Source organism: Campylobacter sp. IFREMER_LSEM_CL908, from assembly GCF_025771545.1.
Lineage (GTDB): Bacteria > Campylobacterota > Campylobacteria > Campylobacterales > Campylobacteraceae > Campylobacter_D > Campylobacter_D lari_D.
This window is the reverse complement of the sequence record NZ_JAKMQK010000001.1, coordinates 20,379-39,054: the sequence shown is the minus strand read 5'-3', so window position 1 is coordinate 39,054 and position 18,676 is coordinate 20,379. Positions and strand designations below refer to the sequence as shown.

General features: G+C 28.4%; 18 protein-coding genes. 11 read left to right on the top strand and 7 right to left on the bottom strand.

Annotated features, from left to right (window positions below; genetic code table 11):
• The first annotated feature begins 41 nt into the window (after positions 1-41).
• Positions 42-1,382: a class II 3-deoxy-7-phosphoheptulonate synthase gene (locus L8U04_RS00205; protein WP_173786628.1), complete on the top strand. Its 1,341-nt coding sequence runs from the start codon at positions 42-44 to the stop codon at positions 1,380-1,382.
• Entirely contained in the window at positions 1,376-1,705 is a 330-nt protein-coding gene (locus L8U04_RS00200) for a Spx/MgsR family RNA polymerase-binding regulatory protein (protein ID WP_220725370.1), read from the top strand. The genes L8U04_RS00205 and L8U04_RS00200 overlap by 7 nt, the downstream gene beginning before the upstream one ends.
• Before the next feature lie 53 nt (positions 1,706-1,758).
• Here the strand turns inward: L8U04_RS00200 and L8U04_RS00195 are convergent, their stop codons facing one another.
• From L8U04_RS00195 to L8U04_RS00175, 5 genes are all read right to left on the bottom strand, one after another.
• Positions 1,759-3,987, bottom strand: a complete 2,229-nt coding sequence (locus tag L8U04_RS00195; protein WP_263709156.1) for an autotransporter outer membrane beta-barrel domain-containing protein — start codon at positions 3,985-3,987, stop codon at positions 1,759-1,761.
• A gap of 93 nt (positions 3,988-4,080) precedes the next feature.
• A complete protein-coding gene (locus tag L8U04_RS00190) occupies positions 4,081-4,647 on the bottom strand; it encodes an anthranilate synthase component II (RefSeq protein WP_263664403.1) in 567 nt (188 codons plus the stop codon).
• Positions 4,644-6,392 (bottom strand): bifunctional anthranilate synthase component I family protein/class IV aminotransferase, encoded by a 1,749-nt coding sequence (locus tag L8U04_RS00185; RefSeq protein WP_263709155.1) that lies wholly within the window; start codon positions 6,390-6,392, stop codon positions 4,644-4,646. The genes L8U04_RS00190 and L8U04_RS00185 overlap by 4 nt, the downstream gene beginning before the upstream one ends.
• A gap of 65 nt (positions 6,393-6,457) precedes the next feature.
• On the bottom strand, positions 6,458-7,192 hold the full coding sequence (gene fliP / locus L8U04_RS00180; protein WP_133318758.1) for a flagellar type III secretion system pore protein FliP: 735 nt from the start codon (positions 7,190-7,192) through the stop codon (positions 6,458-6,460).
• Between the two features lie 145 nt (positions 7,193-7,337).
• Positions 7,338-8,858: an autotransporter outer membrane beta-barrel domain-containing protein gene (locus tag L8U04_RS00175; protein ID WP_263709153.1), complete on the bottom strand. Its 1,521-nt coding sequence runs from the start codon at positions 8,856-8,858 to the stop codon at positions 7,338-7,340.
• 181 nt (positions 8,859-9,039) lie between these two features.
• On the opposite strand from L8U04_RS00175, the gene glmU reads away from it, so the two are divergent.
• From glmU to truA, 7 genes are read left to right on the top strand one after another with little or no spacing between them, the layout of a single operon-like run.
• On the top strand, positions 9,040-10,332 hold the full coding sequence (gene glmU / locus L8U04_RS00170) for a bifunctional UDP-N-acetylglucosamine diphosphorylase/glucosamine-1-phosphate N-acetyltransferase GlmU (RefSeq protein ID WP_263660101.1): 1,293 nt from the start codon (positions 9,040-9,042) through the stop codon (positions 10,330-10,332).
• The gene (gene coaBC, locus L8U04_RS00165; RefSeq protein WP_263664406.1) at positions 10,329-11,492 is read left to right on the top strand and encodes a bifunctional phosphopantothenoylcysteine decarboxylase/phosphopantothenate--cysteine ligase CoaBC; all 1,164 of its coding nucleotides are present in this window, start codon (positions 10,329-10,331) and stop codon (positions 11,490-11,492) included. The genes glmU and coaBC overlap by 4 nt, the downstream gene beginning before the upstream one ends.
• The gene (locus L8U04_RS00160; protein ID WP_263664407.1) at positions 11,489-12,109 is read left to right on the top strand and encodes a hypothetical protein; all 621 of its coding nucleotides are present in this window, start codon (positions 11,489-11,491) and stop codon (positions 12,107-12,109) included. Before coaBC ends, L8U04_RS00160 begins: the two co-directional genes overlap by 4 nt.
• Before the next feature lies 1 nt (position 12,110).
• Complete coding sequence (gene uppS, locus L8U04_RS00155) at positions 12,111-12,779, top strand: polyprenyl diphosphate synthase (RefSeq protein ID WP_263672766.1); 669 nt, start codon at positions 12,111-12,113, stop codon at positions 12,777-12,779.
• Positions 12,776-13,525 (top strand): prepilin peptidase, encoded by a 750-nt coding sequence (locus L8U04_RS00150; protein WP_263664409.1) that lies wholly within the window; start codon positions 12,776-12,778, stop codon positions 13,523-13,525. The genes uppS and L8U04_RS00150 overlap by 4 nt, the downstream gene beginning before the upstream one ends.
• Positions 13,522-14,547, top strand: coding sequence for an LptF/LptG family permease (locus L8U04_RS00145; protein ID WP_214100351.1), 1,026 nt, complete (start codon positions 13,522-13,524; stop codon positions 14,545-14,547). The genes L8U04_RS00150 and L8U04_RS00145 overlap by 4 nt, the downstream gene beginning before the upstream one ends.
• Positions 14,547-15,281, top strand: a complete 735-nt coding sequence (gene truA / locus L8U04_RS00140) for a tRNA pseudouridine(38-40) synthase TruA (protein WP_263664410.1) — start codon at positions 14,547-14,549, stop codon at positions 15,279-15,281. Before L8U04_RS00145 ends, truA begins: the two co-directional genes overlap by 1 nt.
• Here the strand turns inward: truA and L8U04_RS00135 are convergent.
• The gene (locus tag L8U04_RS00135; protein WP_263664411.1) at positions 15,235-16,113 is read right to left on the bottom strand and encodes an EamA family transporter; all 879 of its coding nucleotides are present in this window, start codon (positions 16,111-16,113) and stop codon (positions 15,235-15,237) included. The two genes, truA and L8U04_RS00135, sit on opposite strands and share 47 nt — an antisense overlap.
• A gap of 1 nt (position 16,114) precedes the next feature.
• Positions 16,115-16,567, bottom strand: coding sequence for a methylated-DNA--[protein]-cysteine S-methyltransferase (locus L8U04_RS00130; protein ID WP_220567261.1), 453 nt, complete (start codon positions 16,565-16,567; stop codon positions 16,115-16,117).
• Positions 16,568-16,675: 108 nt separating this feature from the next.
• Between L8U04_RS00130 and L8U04_RS00125 the strand changes: the two genes are divergently transcribed.
• Together L8U04_RS00125 and L8U04_RS00120 are read left to right on the top strand one after the other, a co-directional pair.
• Positions 16,676-17,923, top strand: a complete 1,248-nt coding sequence (locus L8U04_RS00125; protein ID WP_412175210.1) for an ankyrin repeat domain-containing protein — start codon at positions 16,676-16,678, stop codon at positions 17,921-17,923.
• Complete coding sequence (locus tag L8U04_RS00120; RefSeq protein ID WP_263669812.1) at positions 17,920-18,666, top strand: SDR family NAD(P)-dependent oxidoreductase; 747 nt, start codon at positions 17,920-17,922, stop codon at positions 18,664-18,666. The genes L8U04_RS00125 and L8U04_RS00120 overlap by 4 nt, the downstream gene beginning before the upstream one ends.
• Positions 18,667-18,676 lie beyond the last annotated feature (10 nt).

Below are 18,676 nucleotides of genomic sequence, written 5' to 3'. Positions count from 1 at the left end.
TTTGTATAATTTTAGCTTACTTAAAATTAGGAAGTTAAGCTATGAAATGGACTAAAGATTCTTGGAAAAATTATAAAATTCAGCAACAGCCGCAATATCCTGATGAAAATGAATTACAAGATGTTGTTAAAAAATTAGAAAAATTACCACCACTTGTTTTTGCAGGTGAGGTAGATAAGTTAAAAAAATCTCTTGCTAATGTTGTAAATTCTCAAGCATTTTTACTCCAAGGAGGAGATTGCGCAGAGAGTTTTGTAAATTTTGGTGCTGATAATATAAGAGATATGTTTAAAGTTATGCTTCAAATGGCCATAGTGCTTACTTTTGCAGGATCTTGTCCTATCGTTAAAGTAGGGCGTGTTGCAGGACAATTTGCAAAGCCAAGAAGTAGTGATTTTGAAGAAGTAGATGGAGTAACACTTCCAAGTTATCGTGGGGATATTATTAATGGTTTTGAATTTAATGAAAAATCAAGAATAGCCGATCCTAAAAGAATGCTAGAAGCGTATTATCAAAGTGCTACAACTTTAAATTTATTAAGAGCTTTTTCAAGAGGTGGTTTAGCAGATTTAAGAGTAGTGCATAAGTGGAATTTGGGTTTTTTAAAAAAAGCAGAGCTTGGGAAAAAATATAATGAACTTAGTGAAAAAATCACTCAAGCTTTAGCTTTTATGCAAGCTTGTGGTATCACTGATACCCCAAATCTTTCTCAAACAGCCTTTTATACTTCTCATGAAGCCTTGCTTTTGCCTTATGAAGAAGCTTTAACTAGAGTAGATAGTTTAAGCGGGGAAATTTATGATTGTTCAGCACATATGCTTTGGATAGGTGAGCGTACTAGAAAAGCAGATGAAGCACATGTGCATTTTTTAAGTGGAGTAAAAAATCCACTCGGTGTTAAGCTTAGTGCTAATTATGATTTAGATGAAATAAAAAAGCTAGTAAGTATTTTAAATCCGCATAATGAAGCAGGAAGATTAAATTTCATCATCCGTATGGGATGTGATAAGATAGAAAATGCCTTGCCAAAATTATTTAAAGAGTTAAAACAAGAAGGGTTTAATATACTTTATAGCATAGATCCTATGCATGCAAATACGGTTAAATCAGGTAATTTTAAAACAAGAGAATTTGATAAAATTATTCAAGAAGTGCGTGCGTTTTTTGAGATAGCTATGAGTGAAGGAGTGTATCCTGGTGGGGTACATTTGGAAATGACAGGGCAAAATGTAACAGAATGTGTAGGAGGCTCTTTAAATATCACTCAAGAAGAACTTTCTAAACGCTATGAAACACAATGTGATCCAAGATTAAATGCTGACCAAGCTTTAGAATTAGCATTTATCATAGCAGACTTAGTGAAAAAGGCAAGAAGATGTTAAAATTTTATGGTATTAAAAATTGTAATAGTGTTAAAAAAGCTATGGATTATTTAAATTCTAAGCAAATTGAATTTGAATTTTTAGACATTAAAAAGCTAGATGAAGAAACTTTGGATTTTTGGCTTAGCAAAAGGAGTGTTTTAGAGCTTGTAAATACAGCGGGTATGAGTGCTAGAAAATTAGGGTTAAATAAAGAAAAACTTCAAAATTTAAACCAAGATGAAATTAAAGTGATGATTTTGCAAAACCCAACGCTTATAAAACGCCCATTAATTGTAAAAGATGATGAAGTTTTTATAGCTAAAGAGTATGAGAGTTTTTAAAATGCTAGAGTGAAAAACTCTAGCATTTAGGAGTTTCTCAAAAAATATTTTTTTTAGAATTTGTATTTAAAACCTACTTGACCACTTACATAAGTTTCATTTTTACCATCTGTTTTACCAGCTAGTATTTGTTTAGCTCCAACACCTGCATTTAGGCTAAATTGCTCACTAATATCTACATTTCCACCTATGATGATTTGTCCATAAGTTTTTTTCTTATCATCGCTTTTTACGCTAGGTAGCGCCACTCCATTTAAACTCGCTACATAATCATCTCCATTATTCATTACATATTGTTCTATTTTTGGAGTGATAAATAAATATGATGTTTCGCTCATATATTTTCTAAATTCAGCACCAAGTTCTAAAGAAATAGAATTATTACTAGCGCTATTGACATCTTTTCCTGCAATTCCATTTTCTTTATAGCTTGGGGTATATGCATAGTAGTAGTTTGCTCCGGCAAAAGGTTTGATAAATAAGGTATTATTACTAAAATCAAAAATATATCCCATGTTAGCACTCAAACCAAGGAATTTTCTATTAAAGTCAGCACTATTTGTAGTGTTAAATCCTCTATTTACAATATCTTGATCTGTTGGAGAAATTTGAGCATAAGCCTTAACATTAACTTCTACCTTTGGACTTATATGGATATTAGAATAAGCACCAAATTGGAAATTATCTGATTTTTGGGTTAAAAGATTATCTTTTATTTCAGCGTTTGCATAAGTAAAATAAGCACCAATAATAACATCATCGTTAATTTTTCTATCCATACCTATAGTGGCTCCATATAAAGCACCACTATCTCCATCTATGATGTTTGCACCGCCTATTACATTACCCCAAATGCTGTTATTATAATTATCAATATAATTTCCTCTATAATCATTAGTAGCAAATCTTATTTGAGATAATTTTGTAGCGTAATTTCCATAAGGATTATTTAACATAGCTACACGAGAACCTATAGATACATCATTTGATACATTGATAGTTGAGTTTATACCTGATGAGGCTTGATTTACATTTGAGATAGATTTAGCTGAATCTTTTATATCATTTGCTACTTGTTCCCCGACTTTATCAAATTTAATACTACCTATTGCATTTAAATCTCCACCAATTTTAAGTCCATCTAAAATTTTAGAAACAAAGTCTTTGTTAGAAGCTGAAACACTAGAATCGTTTTTAATGTAATCATCATTAGAGATTATTCCACTTCCAGCATTGCTAATCATATCTTGAATTTGTTTTATTTGCTCATTAATTTTTGCAATAGCTTTATCAATTTTTTCTATATTAACACCTTCATCATCTTTGGCATCTTCTAAATCAGTTTTAATTAATTCTAGATATTTTTTATCGCTTTCTAGAATCATCTTATTGTTATTTACATTTTCATTTGCACCACCACTAATTAAAAGCTTATTATCTTTTGTAGAAAGTTCATATTCAACAAAATCTTTTACATCCATAGCTCTTACAACTTCATAATCAAGTCCTAAGTCTTTGTTGCTCATACCAACAATGCTTTCAAAATTTTTACTTATGTTTACACTAGCTTTGTTTGAGCTTGTTATATCTTCATTAAACCCTTCACTTGCACTCATAAAAACATAATTATTTAAAGCTAAATCACCAAAACTTGTTGTTCCTATGGAAAAGTTTGAATTTGTGATATTTGCTTTACCATTTACTTGTATGTGGTTTTGACTTTTATTACCACCTATGGTAAATAGAGTAGATTTATCTGCTGTAAAATTTCCATTTACTTCAAGAGAGCCTTGTAGGCCATGCCCATCAGCGATTAAAATAGCTGAAGATTTTATATCATCTAAAATACCCTCTGCAGGATTAGATGAACCTTTTATGCTAAAATCTCCATTTACGATGGATTTTCCATCTAAGCTTTGAAATATCACATCTGTTGCCTCAGTTTTTTTAGCATTAATGGTATAGTTTGTTACATAACTAGCACCTTCGGAGGTATTTTTAAAACTAAGATTATTAGAATTTAAGTTAATATTTACTCTTGAGAGATCTTTATATTCATCGTTAGCTATAGCATTAGCTAGGTCTGTCATTGTGAGATTTATAGTTAAGTCTTGATTGGTATGTTCTTGTTTTAGATTGAAATTTTGACCATCACTGGTTTCAAAATAATTTTTCATAGTGTCATCTGTTATGGTAATTTCTTGTGCTAAGATAGCATTGCTTAATAAAGCACTAATACCAACTCCCATTAAAACTTTACTTGTGTAATAAGAAAGTTTCATTTGATTACTCCTTGTAAATTTAAATTGAAAAAAGCATTATACCCCCCCCTAAATTTAAGTTTAAAGTAAATGAAAAAAAATATAAATATTAGATTATTGCAAAGTAAGAAAGTTTTTAAGTAGCTTTTTGCCATTTTGACTCAGTATGGCTTCAGGGTGGAATTGAACTCCATAAATATCGTATTTTTTATGTTTTAAAGTCATGATGATATTATCTTCACTATGGGCTAAAATTTCACATTTTTTACCTATATGATTAACATAAAGAGAGTGATATAAACAAATTTTAAAATTTTGTTTAAGATTTTTAAAAAGTGGGTTTGGTTTGAATTTTATAGTTTTTACCTTACCATGAGTTGGGTTTGGAAGTTTAGAAATTTTACCACCAAAAACATGTGCTATACATTGGTGTCCTAGACAAATTCCAAGAATTTTTTTATCTTTTTTAAAATATTTTATAGCTTTTAAACTTAACTTTGATTTTTTTGGAGAATTTGGTCCAGGGGAGATTAGAAGATGGGTAAAATCATATTTTTTAAGCTTTTTTGGATTTTTAAATTTATCGTTTTTAATAATTTTATAAGCAATGTTTAATTCTTTTAAATAAAAGGCTATGGTGTAGGTAAAAGAATCATAATTATCTATAATCAAAACTTTCACAAAAATACCTTTTTTAAGCCTCTTAAAGAATTAATAGCATAAATTTCTTTAGCATTTAAAAGCTCATCTTTAGTGATATCTTTTTCTTTGATGAGCTTGTGTTTTAAGAGTGTTTGTCTATAAATACCATTTAGGCAGTTTTTAGCATAAGGGGTAAAATACTCATCATTTAAATTTATAATAATGTTACTTCTTGAACCCTCACAAAGTATGCCTTTTTCATCAAAAAAAACTATGTCATAGCAAATATTTTCTTTCCATAGATAAGAATTTGCTTCATATAAACTACGCAGAGAAGTTTTATGGTGTGTTAAAAGATTTACTTTTATGATGTCTTTACTTATGAGTAGTTTTTTGCTTGAATTTTCTTGTATATTGCTAAAATCAAACTCATAGAGGCCATTTTCAAAAAGTTTTAATTTAATAGCCTTTGAGCCTTTTTGAGTAAAATTACTTTTTGTAAAAAAATGATGATGATTGAAAACAAAATTGTTAAAATTTTGTAAAGATTTAAAATGGAATTTTTTATCTTTGCTCTCTAGTATATTTTTAAAATCATGTTTTAATCTTTGAGTATCAAAGCCAAAAAAATTAGCTGAGTTTAAAATTCTTGTCAAATGTTCTTTGAAAAATAAAATAGAGTGATTTTTATAATACATTGTTTCAAATAAATAAAAGTTAGGTTTTAAAATTTTACTTTTTAGTTTTAATTCTTCAAATTCATCTTGTTTTTGTGAGTCCCACACAAGTCCGCTTCCCACACCATATCTTAAAAAATCATCATTATTTTTTTTCTCTAAAGTGCGTATGGCTACGCTAAATTTTGCTTTATCTTTATGGATTAAGCCTATCGCTCCACAATAAATCCCGCGTTTTCTTTGCTCTAAATTTTCTATGAGTTTAATAGTTTCTATTTTGGGTGCACCTGTGATAGATCCACATGGAAAAAGGGCTTTGAAAATTTTAAAATAATCATTTTTTGGCTTTAATTTCCCACTTATTTTTGAAATGAGTTGGTGTAAGGTAGGGTAGGTTTTAACCTTAAAAAGTTCGCATTTTAAAGAATGTTTTTTGATGAGTTTTGAAATATCATTGCGTAATAAATCAACTATCATTACATTTTCACTAATAGTTTTTTCATCGCATTTTAAAAAGTTTTTTAGACTTTCATCTTCTTTTGGATTATTTGAGCGTTTGATTGTGCCTTTCATGGGTTTTGTGATGATTTTTTTATTTTTGATTTTAAAAAAAAGTTCAGGTGAAAATGAAGCCAATTCTAAAAATTCATTTTTCATATAAGCTTTATAGGGGGTATTTTGCTTAGGATAAAGGCTTAAAAAACTCTCATACACATTAAGATTTGATTGTAAATGTAGTTCTTGAGTAAGATTAACTTGATAACTTTGACCTTTAGCTATGGCTTCTTTGACTTTGTCAAAGTTTTCAAAATACTTTTCTTGGTTTAAATTGGATGAAAAACTTGGATAAAAGTCTAAATTTTTTTCTTCGTTTGTAAAGATTTTTTTTGATTTAAAAGCAAAAAAATATAAAAAAGGCTCTTTGCTTTTATAATTTTTATTTTCTAGATATTTATAGAATTCATATTGAATATAGCCTAAAAAATAATATTGATTTTTATATTTTTCTATGATTTTAAAAGCTTTTTTACTTTCTTTTTGAGTGTGAGCTTTAAGAGTGAAGGCAAGATTATCATAAAGGTATTTTCCAAATATAGCAAATGCCATTTAAAATCTTTGATTTAGAAAAATACAAATAAAGCTAATAATACACATATTTTTGCTCTAAATTGCTAAGTTAAAAAGCTTTTGACGAGATTTTGTATAAGCAAATTCCATCCATCTACCAAAACAAAAATAAGCAATTTAAAAGGCATGGAAATCATAACAGGTGGTAACATCATCATACCCATAGCCATTAGCACTGAGCTTACTACCATATCAATAACTAAAAATGGCAAGAAAAGTAAAAAGCCTATTTCAAAGGCAGTTTTGAGTTCACTTATCATAAAAGCAGGCACTAAAACCGTTAAAGGAACATCATCTATGGTTTTTGGATTTTCTAAATTTCTGATCCTATAAAAAAGCGCTAAGTCTTTTTCTCTGGTATTTTTTAACATGAAATCTTTAAAAGGTTTAACGCCTTTAGCAAAGGCTTCTTCATAGCCTATTTGTTCAGCAATATAGGGTTTTATGCCTTCATTGTATGATTTTGTAGCAACAGGTTCCATAATAAAAAAAGTTAAAATCAAAGCTAGTGTCGCTAAGATGGTATTTGGAGGCATGGTTTGTGTGCCAAGAGCAGTTCTTAAAAAAGAAAAAACTACTATAAGTCTTAAAAATGAAGTCATTACAAAGATGATAGTTGGAGCAAGTGCTAGTATAGTTAAAACTATAATTATATTTAAAGTTGTTACGAGCTGTTGAGGGCTATTTGGGGCACTAAGGCTTAAATTTACAGTTGGTATAGTTGCTTCAGCGCCAAAAAGAGCTAGGCTTGATAAAAATAAAACTAGTAAAACCCTCAAAATATTTCCTTGGTTAAAATTAAAAGCATTATTTTAGCAATTTTACTCTTAAAAATGCAATTTATATGATTGAATTAATGGTTTATTTTTAAAATGCTAGAGTGAAAAACTCTAGCATTTAGGAGTTTCTCAAAAAATATTTTTTTTAGAATTTGTATTTAAAACCTACTTGACCACTTACATAAGTTTCATTTTTACCATCTGTTTTACCAGCTAGTATTTGTTTGGCTCCAACACCTGCATTTAAGCTAAATTGCTCACTAATATCTACATTTCCACCTATGATGATTTGTCCATAAGTTTTTTTCTTATCATTACCTTTGATGATAAAATTTGAATTTGATCCAACAAATCCAGCTACATAATCATCTCCATTATTCATTACATATTGTTCTATTTTTGGAGTGATAAATAAATATGATGTTTCGCTCATATATTTTCTAAATTCAGTACCAAGTTCTAAAGATATGGAATTATTTGTCATACTTTGAACATCTTTTGCAAACATACCACTTTCTTTATAACTTGGAGTGTGTGCGTAGTAGTAATTTATACCAGCAAAAGGCTTGATGAATAATGATGATGAATTTGGATTAAAAATTCTACCGGCATTAGCACTTAAACCAAAGAATTTACTATCAAAATCAGCCTTATTAGAATCATTTAACATTACAACACTTTGATCTGTTGGAGAAATTTGCCCGTAAGCTCTTAGATTAATTTCCCATTGATCGTTTGGATTAATTAAAGAATAAATACCAAATTGATAGTTATCTGATTTTTGTTCCATAACTCCATCTTTGATAGTTGAATCAGCATAAGTAAAGTAAAAACCAAGCAAAGCATTATCATTGATTTTTCTATCAGCACCTAGTGTAAATCCATATAAAGCACCACTATCTCCATCTATGATATTTGCACCACCAAAAACATTACCCCAAAAGCTATTATTAAATGAAGAATTTCCATAATAATTATAAACATCGCTTGCTAGTGCTGCTATATGGGTTGTAGCAAATTTTTCTACTAAAGCTTTATCTTGATAAGGATTTGAAAGTTTTGCTATTCTTGTTCCAATTGCTAGGTCATTTGCTATACCTATAGATGAATTAACAGAAGAATTTTGAGCATTATTTACTATAGCTTTTGCACTTGCTTTTGTATTTGTGGTAAGTGTGTTTAGATTTTTTCCTGTGGTATCTAGAGTGAGTGCTGCGATAGCATCATTGCTAAGTTTAGAATCTAAAATACTATTTAGCATATTTACAGCTAAATTTTTATTTTCTAAGCTAACATCTTTCATATTTTCAACTAAATCACTACCATCAAATTTTCCACCATTATCTTGTATATCTTGGATTTGTTGTTCTAATTTTTTAATTTGGTCCTGTAGTTCTTTTTCTGCTTGTGCTATGGCTTCAAGCATAGCATCATCGCCAATATATCCTGGTTTTTGGTAGGCTCCAAATCCAGAATTTTCTAAATTTTCATTTCTTTTAATATCTTCTTTTATATTATTAAAGCTATCTAAAGCTTCTTTTCTAATATCAATTTCAGATTTTAATATTTTTGATAAATCTCTTACATTTTCATTAGCACCACCGCTAATTAAAAGACTTTTGCCATCATTAGAAACACTAAGTTTATAATCTGTAAATTGAGCCAAATCAGTATCTTCAAAAAATACATTTTTTGGAAGTAAATTTAAATTGAAAAAAGCATTATACCCCGCCCCATAAATTTAAGTTTAAAGTAAATGAAAATCTGTAAAAAACAAATAACAACTAGTAAGAATTTTTACTTTAGCTTGTTAAAATAAGCAATAATTTTTAAAACAAAGGTAAATTATGAAAATTTCTGTGCTTATTTTGGCTGCTGGACTTGGCACGCGTATGAAATCACACAATCCAAAAGTGCTTCAAAAAATTTGCTCAAAAGCAATGATTTTACATATTTTAAAACAAGCATATAAAATTAGTGATGATGTATGTGTGGTGCTTTCTCATCAAAAAGAAAAGGTTGAACAAGTTGTTTTAGAGTATTTTCCAAATACACGCTTTTTAGAACAAGACTTGCAAAATTTTCCAGGTACTGCAGGGGCTTTAAGGGGTTATGAGAGTAAGCATGAAAAAGTATTGATTTTATGTGGCGATATGCCTTTAGTTAAAGCAGATGGTTTAGAAAAAATAGCTTTAAATGAGAGTGATTTTAATGTGGCAGTTTTTGAGGCAAAAGATCCAAAAAGTTATGGAAGAATAGTTTTAAAAGAAAATAAAATTCAAAAAATAGTAGAAACAAAAGATGCAAGCAAAGAAGAGCTTGCTATAAACATTTGCAATAGTGGTGTTTATGCTATAAAAGCACAAATTTTAAAAGAAGTATTGCCTTTGATAAAAAATGATAATAAAGCTAAAGAGTATTATTTAACCGATGCGGTTTATTTAGCAAAAGAAAAGGGCTATGAAATCGATGCGGTGTTTGTAAATGAGCAAGATTTTATGGGGGTAAATGATAAAATTGAGCTTTGCCTAGCTCAAGATCTTATGCAAGAAGCGATTAAAAAAGAATGGATGAAGCAAGGAGTGATTTTTCACATGCCTGCGACGACTTTTATTTCAGATGAAGTTGAGTTTGTAGGTGAGTGTGAAGTGTATGAAAATGTGCGTATAGAAGGAAAATCAAAAATCATTAATTCTATCATTAAAAGTTCAAGTGTGATTGAAGATAGTATAGTAGAAAATAGCGATGTAGGGCCTTTAGCGCATTTGCGTCCAAAATGCCAGCTTAAAAATACCCATATAGGAAATTTCGTAGAATGTAAAAATGCTTTATTGAATGGAGTTAAAGCAGGGCATTTGAGTTATTTAGGGGATTGTGAGATAGATGAGGGAACTAATATAGGTTGTGGTACTATCACTTGTAATTATGATGGGGTTAAAAAGCATAAGACCAAAATAGGTAAAAATGTTTTTGTGGGTTCAGATACGCAATTTATCGCTCCGGTTGAGATAAAAGATGAGGTAATCATCGCAGCAGGAAGCACTGTGTGTAAGGATGTAGAAAAAGGCTCTTTGTATATTAATAGAGCAAAGACGCAAATTATAGAAGATTTTTACTATAAAAAACTAGGTAAAAAATGAAAACAATCTTACTAGCAGTAAGTGGAAGCATAGCCTTTTATAAAGCTTATGAGCTTATTTCTTTATTAAAAAAAGAAGGTTTTAGGGTTAAAGTTTTACTAAGTTTGGGAGTTTTAAAATTTGGCACTAAGCTTAGCTTTGAAGCTTTAGCGGATGAAGTTTTATGTGAAGATAATGAAAGTTGGCAAAATACTAATAATCATATAGCTTTTAGCAAGACTTGCGATTGTGTACTTTTTGCGCCTGCTAGTATAAATTCTATTAATAAATTAAACTATGGTATAGCAGATAATTTATTTATTCAAACTTTAATAGCAGTAGATAAAAATAAACCATTTTTAATCGCACCCGCTGCAAATACAAACATGTATTTACATTTTAGCACTCAAAATTCTTTAAAAAATTTAAAAGAGCAAGGTTGTATTATCATTGATCCTATAGTTAAAACTCTAGCTTGTAAAGATGAAGGATTAGGAGCTTTGGCTGAGCTTGATAGTATTATAAATGCTTTAAAAAGAAGTCTAATGCAAGAAGATTTTTTTAAAGATAAAAGTTTTATTGTAAGTGGTGGTGGCACTAAAGAAAAAATTGATGATGTAAGATGTATTAGTAATTTTTCAAGTGGAAAAATGGCAAAGGCGGTTGCTGATGCCTTGTATTTTTTAGGTGCTAAAGTAGTGTTAGTTAGCTCAGTAGAGTTTAAAACACCTTATAAATTAGAAAAATTTGAATCTTCTTTAAAACTAAAAGAAAAATTGCAAAAATACAAAGATTTTGATGCTTTAATTATGGCTGCTGCTGTGAGTGATTTTACTCTTGAGGCTTATAAGGGTAAGATTAAGAAAAATGAGCATTTAAACGGACTTGATTTAAAATTAAAGCTTAATGAGGATATCTTAAAAAATTTAGATTTTAAAGGCAAAAAAATAGGCTTTAAAATGGAATTTGATGAGCAAAATGCTTTAGAAAATGCTAAAAAATCTTTAGTTAGTAAAAATTTAGATATGGTGTGTTTAAATGTCTTAAATGAGCAAATGAACTTTGGAAGTGATGAAAATAGCATTTGTTTTATCACTAAAAATAGCATCTCTCAAAGTTCCAAACAAAGCAAAGAAAAACTTGGTTTTATTTTAGCACAAGAATTAAGGAAACTTTGGTGAATATCATCAACTCAACCTTACCTGTAAGAATGCAAATTTTAGAAAAACGCGCATATAATCGCTATGTATTGCTTTTAAACACTAAAAAGCTTGAAACAAAAAGTTTGATAGAGCTTGAAGTAGGGGAGGAGTATTTAGCTGAAGTTTATGAAGATAAAGGCGTGATTTCTTTTAAAAATCTTTTGAAAAAGCCTAAAATTAGACTTTTTGAAGAAGGGACTGAACTTATAGAAAAGCTTTTACAAGAAGGTGATGAAAAAGCTTGGTATAAAAAATTCATTATCCAAAGACTTATGGAAAGCAAAAGCGCATATGAGTTTGAAATTTATAAGGAAATGTTTTTTGCGTTTTTTGAAGGAATTTATCATATACCTTTTGTTTATGAGGGAAATAGAGCTTTATTTGAAGCTAAGAAAAATGGAAATATTTTAGAGGTGTATTTGTATTTTGAAATTTTTGGTGCTTTAAAAATTATAATTGATAATGGTAAAATCACACGCATACAAACACCTTTTGCCAAAGTAGCACATTTTTTAAACGAGTATTTTAAATTTGAAGTAGTTAATACGCTCAATCCTATGTTTGTTTTTAAAAGATTGATGGATATAAAGGGATAGAATGAATGAGTTAAAGCATCTTGCTGTAGTAATGGATGGCAATAGAAGATGGGCTAGAAAAAATGGACTTTTAGAAAAAATTGGCTATAGTCAAGGTGCTAAAGTTGTTGAAAAAATTATAGAAGTATGTATAGATGAAAAAATTCAAAATCTAACCCTTTATGCTTTTAGTACAGAAAATTGGCAAAGACCAAAAGAAGAAGTGGAGTTTCTTTTTAAACTATTAAATAAATATCTTGATGAATCTTTAAATAAATTTATAGCTAATGAAGTGCGTTTTAAAGCTATAGGAAATTTAAGTCTTTTAGATGAATTAACCTTGAAAAAAATACAAAATTTTCAAGAACAAACTAAAAACCACACAAGATTATGTGTAAATTTAGCTATTTCTTATGGAAGCAAGGATGAAATAGTTAGAGCGGTTAAAAAGGTGATTGAAAAAAATCTTGAAATTAATGAAGCAAATATACAAGCAAATCTTGACTTAAGTGAAGATGTGGATTTGTTTTTAAGGGTAGGGAGCGCTAAAAGAATTTCAAATTTTTTATTATGGCAATCAAGTTATGCAGAAATTTATTTTAGTCAAACCTTATTTCCTGCACTTACTAAAAAAGAAATCACAAATATCATTACTGAGTTTAAAAAACGCAAAAGAACCTTTGGTAAATGATATTTTTATTTTTATTACTAGGGCTTTGTGTGGGTTCTTTTGTCAATGTTTTGATTTTAAGAACGATTAATAAAGAAAGCATAATAAGCCCAAGATCAAAATGCCCTAAGTGTTTTAAAACTTTGAAATTTTATCATCTTTTTCCTTTGTTATCTTTTGTATTTTTAAAAGGCAAATGTGCTTTTTGTAAAGAAAAAATTTCTTTGATTTATCCTTTTAATGAATTTATTTGTGCGTGTTTGTTTGTCTTTGCCTTTTATTTAATCGAAGATGTTTTTCAAATTTTAATTTTTGCTTGTATGCTAGCTGTATTATTAGCACTTTCTTGGATGGATTATTATCTAAAAGCAGTGAGTGAGCTATGGCTTTGGATTTTATTTATTTTAGCTTTTTGTTTTGATTTTTTGCAAAATGGTTTAAATTTAGAGGATTTTCAAGATAGCTTTTTATTTAGAGTGTGTTTTGGAGCGGGGTTAATTTTTATACTAAAAAGTGTGATTAATTTTATTAAAAATTTTAAAAAAAGAGATGAAATTTTAGAAAGTTTAGGGGAAGGTGATGTTATAATAATAGCTTTGATTTTTGGAATTTTTGGCTATGAAAAAGGCTTTTTGATTTTATTTATTGCAAGTTTTTTAAGTCTTTTGATGTTTATAAAAATAGCCAAGAAAGATTATCAAATGCCTATGATTCCTTTTTTATTTTGTGGAATTTTGATTAATCTAAGTGTAGAAAGTATATTATGAAACTAGTTTATAAGTATTTGCTTAATCAGTTTTTAAGTACAATGTTATCTTTATTTTTTACTTTATTTATTATTGTTTCGATTATTTTTTTTATACAACTTGCTAAAATTACTGCTTATATTGAAATTACTTTTTTTGAATTAATCAAATTATATATTTTTCTTTTACCAAAGATATTAATTTTTACTCTACCCATATCTTTTTTCATAGCTTTGACTTTGGCCTTTTATAGGCTTTCTAGAGAAAATGAAAGCACAGTGTTGTTTGCTTTGAGTATAGCTCCAAGCATGATAGCAAGTTTTTTTGCAAAAATTGCAGCTTTAGTAAGTGCTTTTATGCTTGTGGTGGTCTTGGTTTTTATACCTATATCTTTTGAACTTTTTGATAATTTTGTAGATTATAAAAAAATTAGTGCTAAAGTAAGTATAAAAACAGGGGAATTTGGACAAAGATATGGAGAATGGCTTGTTTTTATCGATGCCAAAAATTCTGATGAAACTTATAAAAATATCATAATGTATCATCCAAAGAAAAACCCACAAGATAAAGAACAAGTGATTTTAGCTAAAGAAGGAAAGTTAGAAACAAATGATGGGGTTATTACTTTTAAGCTAGATGAAGGAAAAGCTTATGAGATTAAAGAAGAAGATTGGCATATTTCTAGTTTTAAAAATTTATTAATTAAAAGCAAACTTTCTTCTAAAGAATTAAATACTCAAAGTTTTTATGGGTATTGGTCTGATGTAACAAGCAATAAAGAAAAAGCAAAAGAATTTGTTATTTATATTCTTATAGCTTTATTTCCTTTAGCTAGTGTGCTTTTTGCACTCTCTTTTGGTATAGTAACTTATCGTTATGAAAAAGGTTTTGCTTATTTTGGAATTTTTGTGATTATTTTTGCCTATTTTACGCTTTTGATTAGTTTTTATAATCCTCCTTTTGTAGCTATCGCTGTGATTTTTTCAAGCTTTTTAATTACTTCTTTGTTTTATTTTAAAGCAAAAATTGCAAGTAAGTATTAATGCTTTTAAAATTAACTTTTTCTTATGATGGTTCTAAATTTCAAGGTTCAGCCACCCAACCACATAAGCTTAGTGTCCAAGATACCTTAGCGCAGGCCTTGTCGCATTTGGGTATTTATGAAAAACCTTTATTTGCTTCAAGAACTGATAAAGGTGTGCATGCATTTAATGCAGTTGCTTGTGTAAAAGCAGGAGAACATTTTAAAGATTTTGTATATTTAAAAAATAAAATCAATCATTTTGCACACCCATTTATACATATAAAGCATATCCAAAGAATGCAAGAAAATTTCCAAGTGCGTTTTGATGTGCAAAAAAGAGCATATCGCTATATTATAAGTCATGAAAAATATAATCCTTTTTTAGCCTCATATGTGCATTTTTATCCAAAAATAAATATTAAATTAGCCAAGGAAATTGCTTTTTTATTTGAAGGAGAGCATGATTTTAAACTCTTTCAAAAAGAAGGCTCTGATAATAAAACAAGTATAAGAAAAATGTATAAAACTAGAGTTTATGCTTATAAAAATTACACTGTGTTTTATTTTGAAGCAAATGGTTTTTTAAGATCTCAAATTAGAATGATGATGGCAAGTATTTTAAAAGTATTAGAAGGAAAAATGAGCAAAAATGAGCTTTTAGATCAAATCAATGCCAAAAAAGCTCATTGTAGATTTTTAGCTCCTGCTAGTGGTTTGTATTTGAGTAAGATTTCTTATTATAATAATGCATGATTTTTCTATGTATAAAAAATGAAAAAAGAATGATCAAGGTCCCTATGCAAAAAGGTAGTAGCTCTACATCTACTCCAAAAATACTCATATTGATAAAAATACTTATAGGTATAATGGCATTATTCATCAAAGCTAAAACCCCGCTATCTACTTCAGTGGAGCCTTTGTTCCATAAAAAATATCCAAATCCTGAAGCAATAGTCCCAAGATAAATCAAAGCTATCCAAGAACTTAAATTGGATGGTAAATTATTATAATCTCCAAAAAATAAAAAAGCAGGTAAGGTTATACTGGTTGCGCCTAAATAAAAATAAGCGAAAGCTTCTTTTTGATTTAAATTTGTATTTTTTTCTAATAAAATTTTATAAAAACTTTGTCCAGCGCCAAATACTAAATTAGCTCCTTGAATAAGTAAAAAGCCATATAAAAAATTAGAGTTAATATTATCAAATTTAACTACAAAAGCACCTACAATACATATAAAAATACTTATAAAATATAAATATCTAAGATTTTTTGAAAAAAGCCCATAAAAAAGTACAACATAAAAAGGTGTAAAAATCGTAAAAAGTGCCACTTCGCTTACACTTAAATATAAAAAAGAATGATAATAAAATAAATTCATCACACCAAGTTGTAAAGCTCCAATGCTTATGAGTTTTAGTTTTAAATGCAAATTCAGCTTAAAATTTAAAAAAGGTAAAAATACTAATAAAGACAAAAAAACTTTTGCAAATGCAGCAAAAAAACTATCCATTTCTAAGGTTATAAAATGCCCAATTAATGGAAAAGAAAAAGCCCAAATAAAACTTGCTAGTAATAAACTTGGCATTTTAAAGCACACCTTCTAATTTAAGTAAAGCTTCTTTGATAAATAAACCACCATTGTATCCGCCTAAGTGATTTTTAGCTACCACTCTATGACAAGGTATAAAAATTGCAAGTTTGTTTTTAGAATTTGCATTACCTACCGCTCTAAAAGCTTTTGGATGATTGATAAAAGAAGCAATTTCTTGATATGTTTTAGTTTGTCCATAGGGAATTTTAATTAAAGCTTTATATACTTTTTGCTCAAATTCGCTCCCCTGAAGAGCTAGGGGTGTATTAAAGAAAAAAAGTTTTTTATTAAAATAAAGGTCTAGTTCTTCTAAGGCTTGTTCTAAAATAATGTGTTTATCTTTGCTAAAATTGGGCTTATATGTTATAAAATCAACATTGATAAGTTTATTTTCATTACTCTGCAAAAGAATATAAGCAAAACTAGCTTTGTAAAAACTTTGATACATTTTTTCCTCATTTTAAAATAATCATTGTATGAATTTTAAATTAATTAATTGTTATTAAAGCAAAAATTTAGTTAAAATAGTGATTTAATTTATATCAAAGGAAAATATTTGAGGATTTTATTATTTAGTTTGATTATAAGTTTAAATGCATTAGCTTTAGATTACACTTGCGGGTATGTCAAAGAAAATAAGATGGATTTTTTTAAAGAGTTTAAACCACAAGTTTCTCAAGATTTTGCTCAAGTAGATTTAAATTGCGATTTTTCTTTAAAAAATAATCAAATTACAAAAAGATTATATGAGCTTGCTAATGAAATTAGAGGAAGTAATAGTGCCTGTATGGGAGGGGAATATTTTAGCGATTTGAGAAAATTTGATTTTAAATTATTAGAAATTGCGCTTGATCCGCAAGTTTATCAAAAAACTTTACAAGATCCTATAATACTTGAAGAAAAATTTGCAAAATTAAAAGCTTATTTTAGATTTTGGGCTTATCAAAGTATAGGAAATTTTAAGCTCTTTAAGGAATTTTGGAAAGAGTATAATAATGCGATTAATCCTTTAACAAAATATTTTCAAAACGAATTTAATTTAGATAAAGCAAGTGCTATTTACTTTGCTAGTAATGCTTTGAATGAATTTTTAAATTGGGCAGTTGGCGAGACTAAAATCTTTAAAGATATTTCGGACTTTGAAAAATTTGTGGCTAATAAAAACAACTCTTTAGAACAAATAAAAGAATATATTTATTCTAAAAAAATTAGCAATTTAGAATTAAATAATGGTTTTAAATCTGCTTTGTTAAACAATAGAGAAAGTCAAATTATAAGTGAGTTTATAAAATTAGGTGTAAAAATAAATGAAGGTTATGAGTCTGCTTTGTTTTTTGCATTAGATAGTGCAGATAATGTCAAGCTTTTATTAGAAAATGGGGCTATTGTTGATTATAGAAATTCTTTTGGAAAAACACCTTTGTTTTATGCAGTTGAATACAACAATTATAAGGTTGCAAAAGTTTTATTAGAAAATGGAGCTAATGTAAATCAAAAATACATTAACGATAATGAAAAACTTTCTATTGCTAGTATGGGAAGTAATACGCCATATTTCATTACTTTATGTGCACTTGAGCATACTTCTAAAAATATTTTTATGCATGGAGCAAACTATGCAGATGTAAAAATGCTTAAGTTACTTATAGATTACAAAGCAAATTATAAAGAAATTGATGATTTGGGATTTAATGCTCTTGATTTTGCCATAATTGCAAAAAAAGAACAAAATATTAAATATCTAAAAAAACTTGGTTTAAAGGAAAATGAGAATTTGATGCTATATGAAGAGACACAACCATGAAAACTGCTTTAATAACTGGAGTAAGTTCAGGTTTTGGACTAGAGAGTTTAAAAGCTTTAATAGAACTTGATTACAAAGTTATAGCTATAGCAAGACGCAAAGACAGATTAGAAAAACTACAAGAGCTTTATGGGGATAAAATTTATCCCATAGAACTTGATGTTAGAGATAAACAAGCAGTTTTTGCATCAATTGAAAATTTACCTCAAGATTTTGGCAATATTTCTTTGCTTATTAACAATGCAGGTCTTGCTTTAGGTTTAAATGAATTTGATTCTTTGGATATTGAAGATATTGAAGCCATGGTAGATACTAATATCAAAGGCTTTTTATATGTAGCAAGAGCTGCTTTACCTTTACTTAGAAAAGCAAAAAATGCCCACATAATTAATCTTGGCTCAATTGCAGCTAATGTGCCTTATTATGGAGGTAATGTTTATTGTGGAACTAAGGCTTTTGTGGCACAATTTTCCAAAGCTTTAAGAACGGATTTGCGTGGAAGTAATATAAAAGTAACAAATATTGCTCCAGGACTTTGTAAAACTGAATTTAGTGAAGTGAGATTTAAAGGTGATATTAAAAAAGCTGATGAGGTTTATGAAAATACTAAATATATCAAAGCTGAAGATATAGCAAAAATTATTACTTTTATCATTAGCTTACCTGAGCATATTAATATTAATGAAATAGAGCTTATGCCTGTGACTCAAACATGGGCGGGAACTTTTAGCGAAAAAATATAAAAACTTAAGG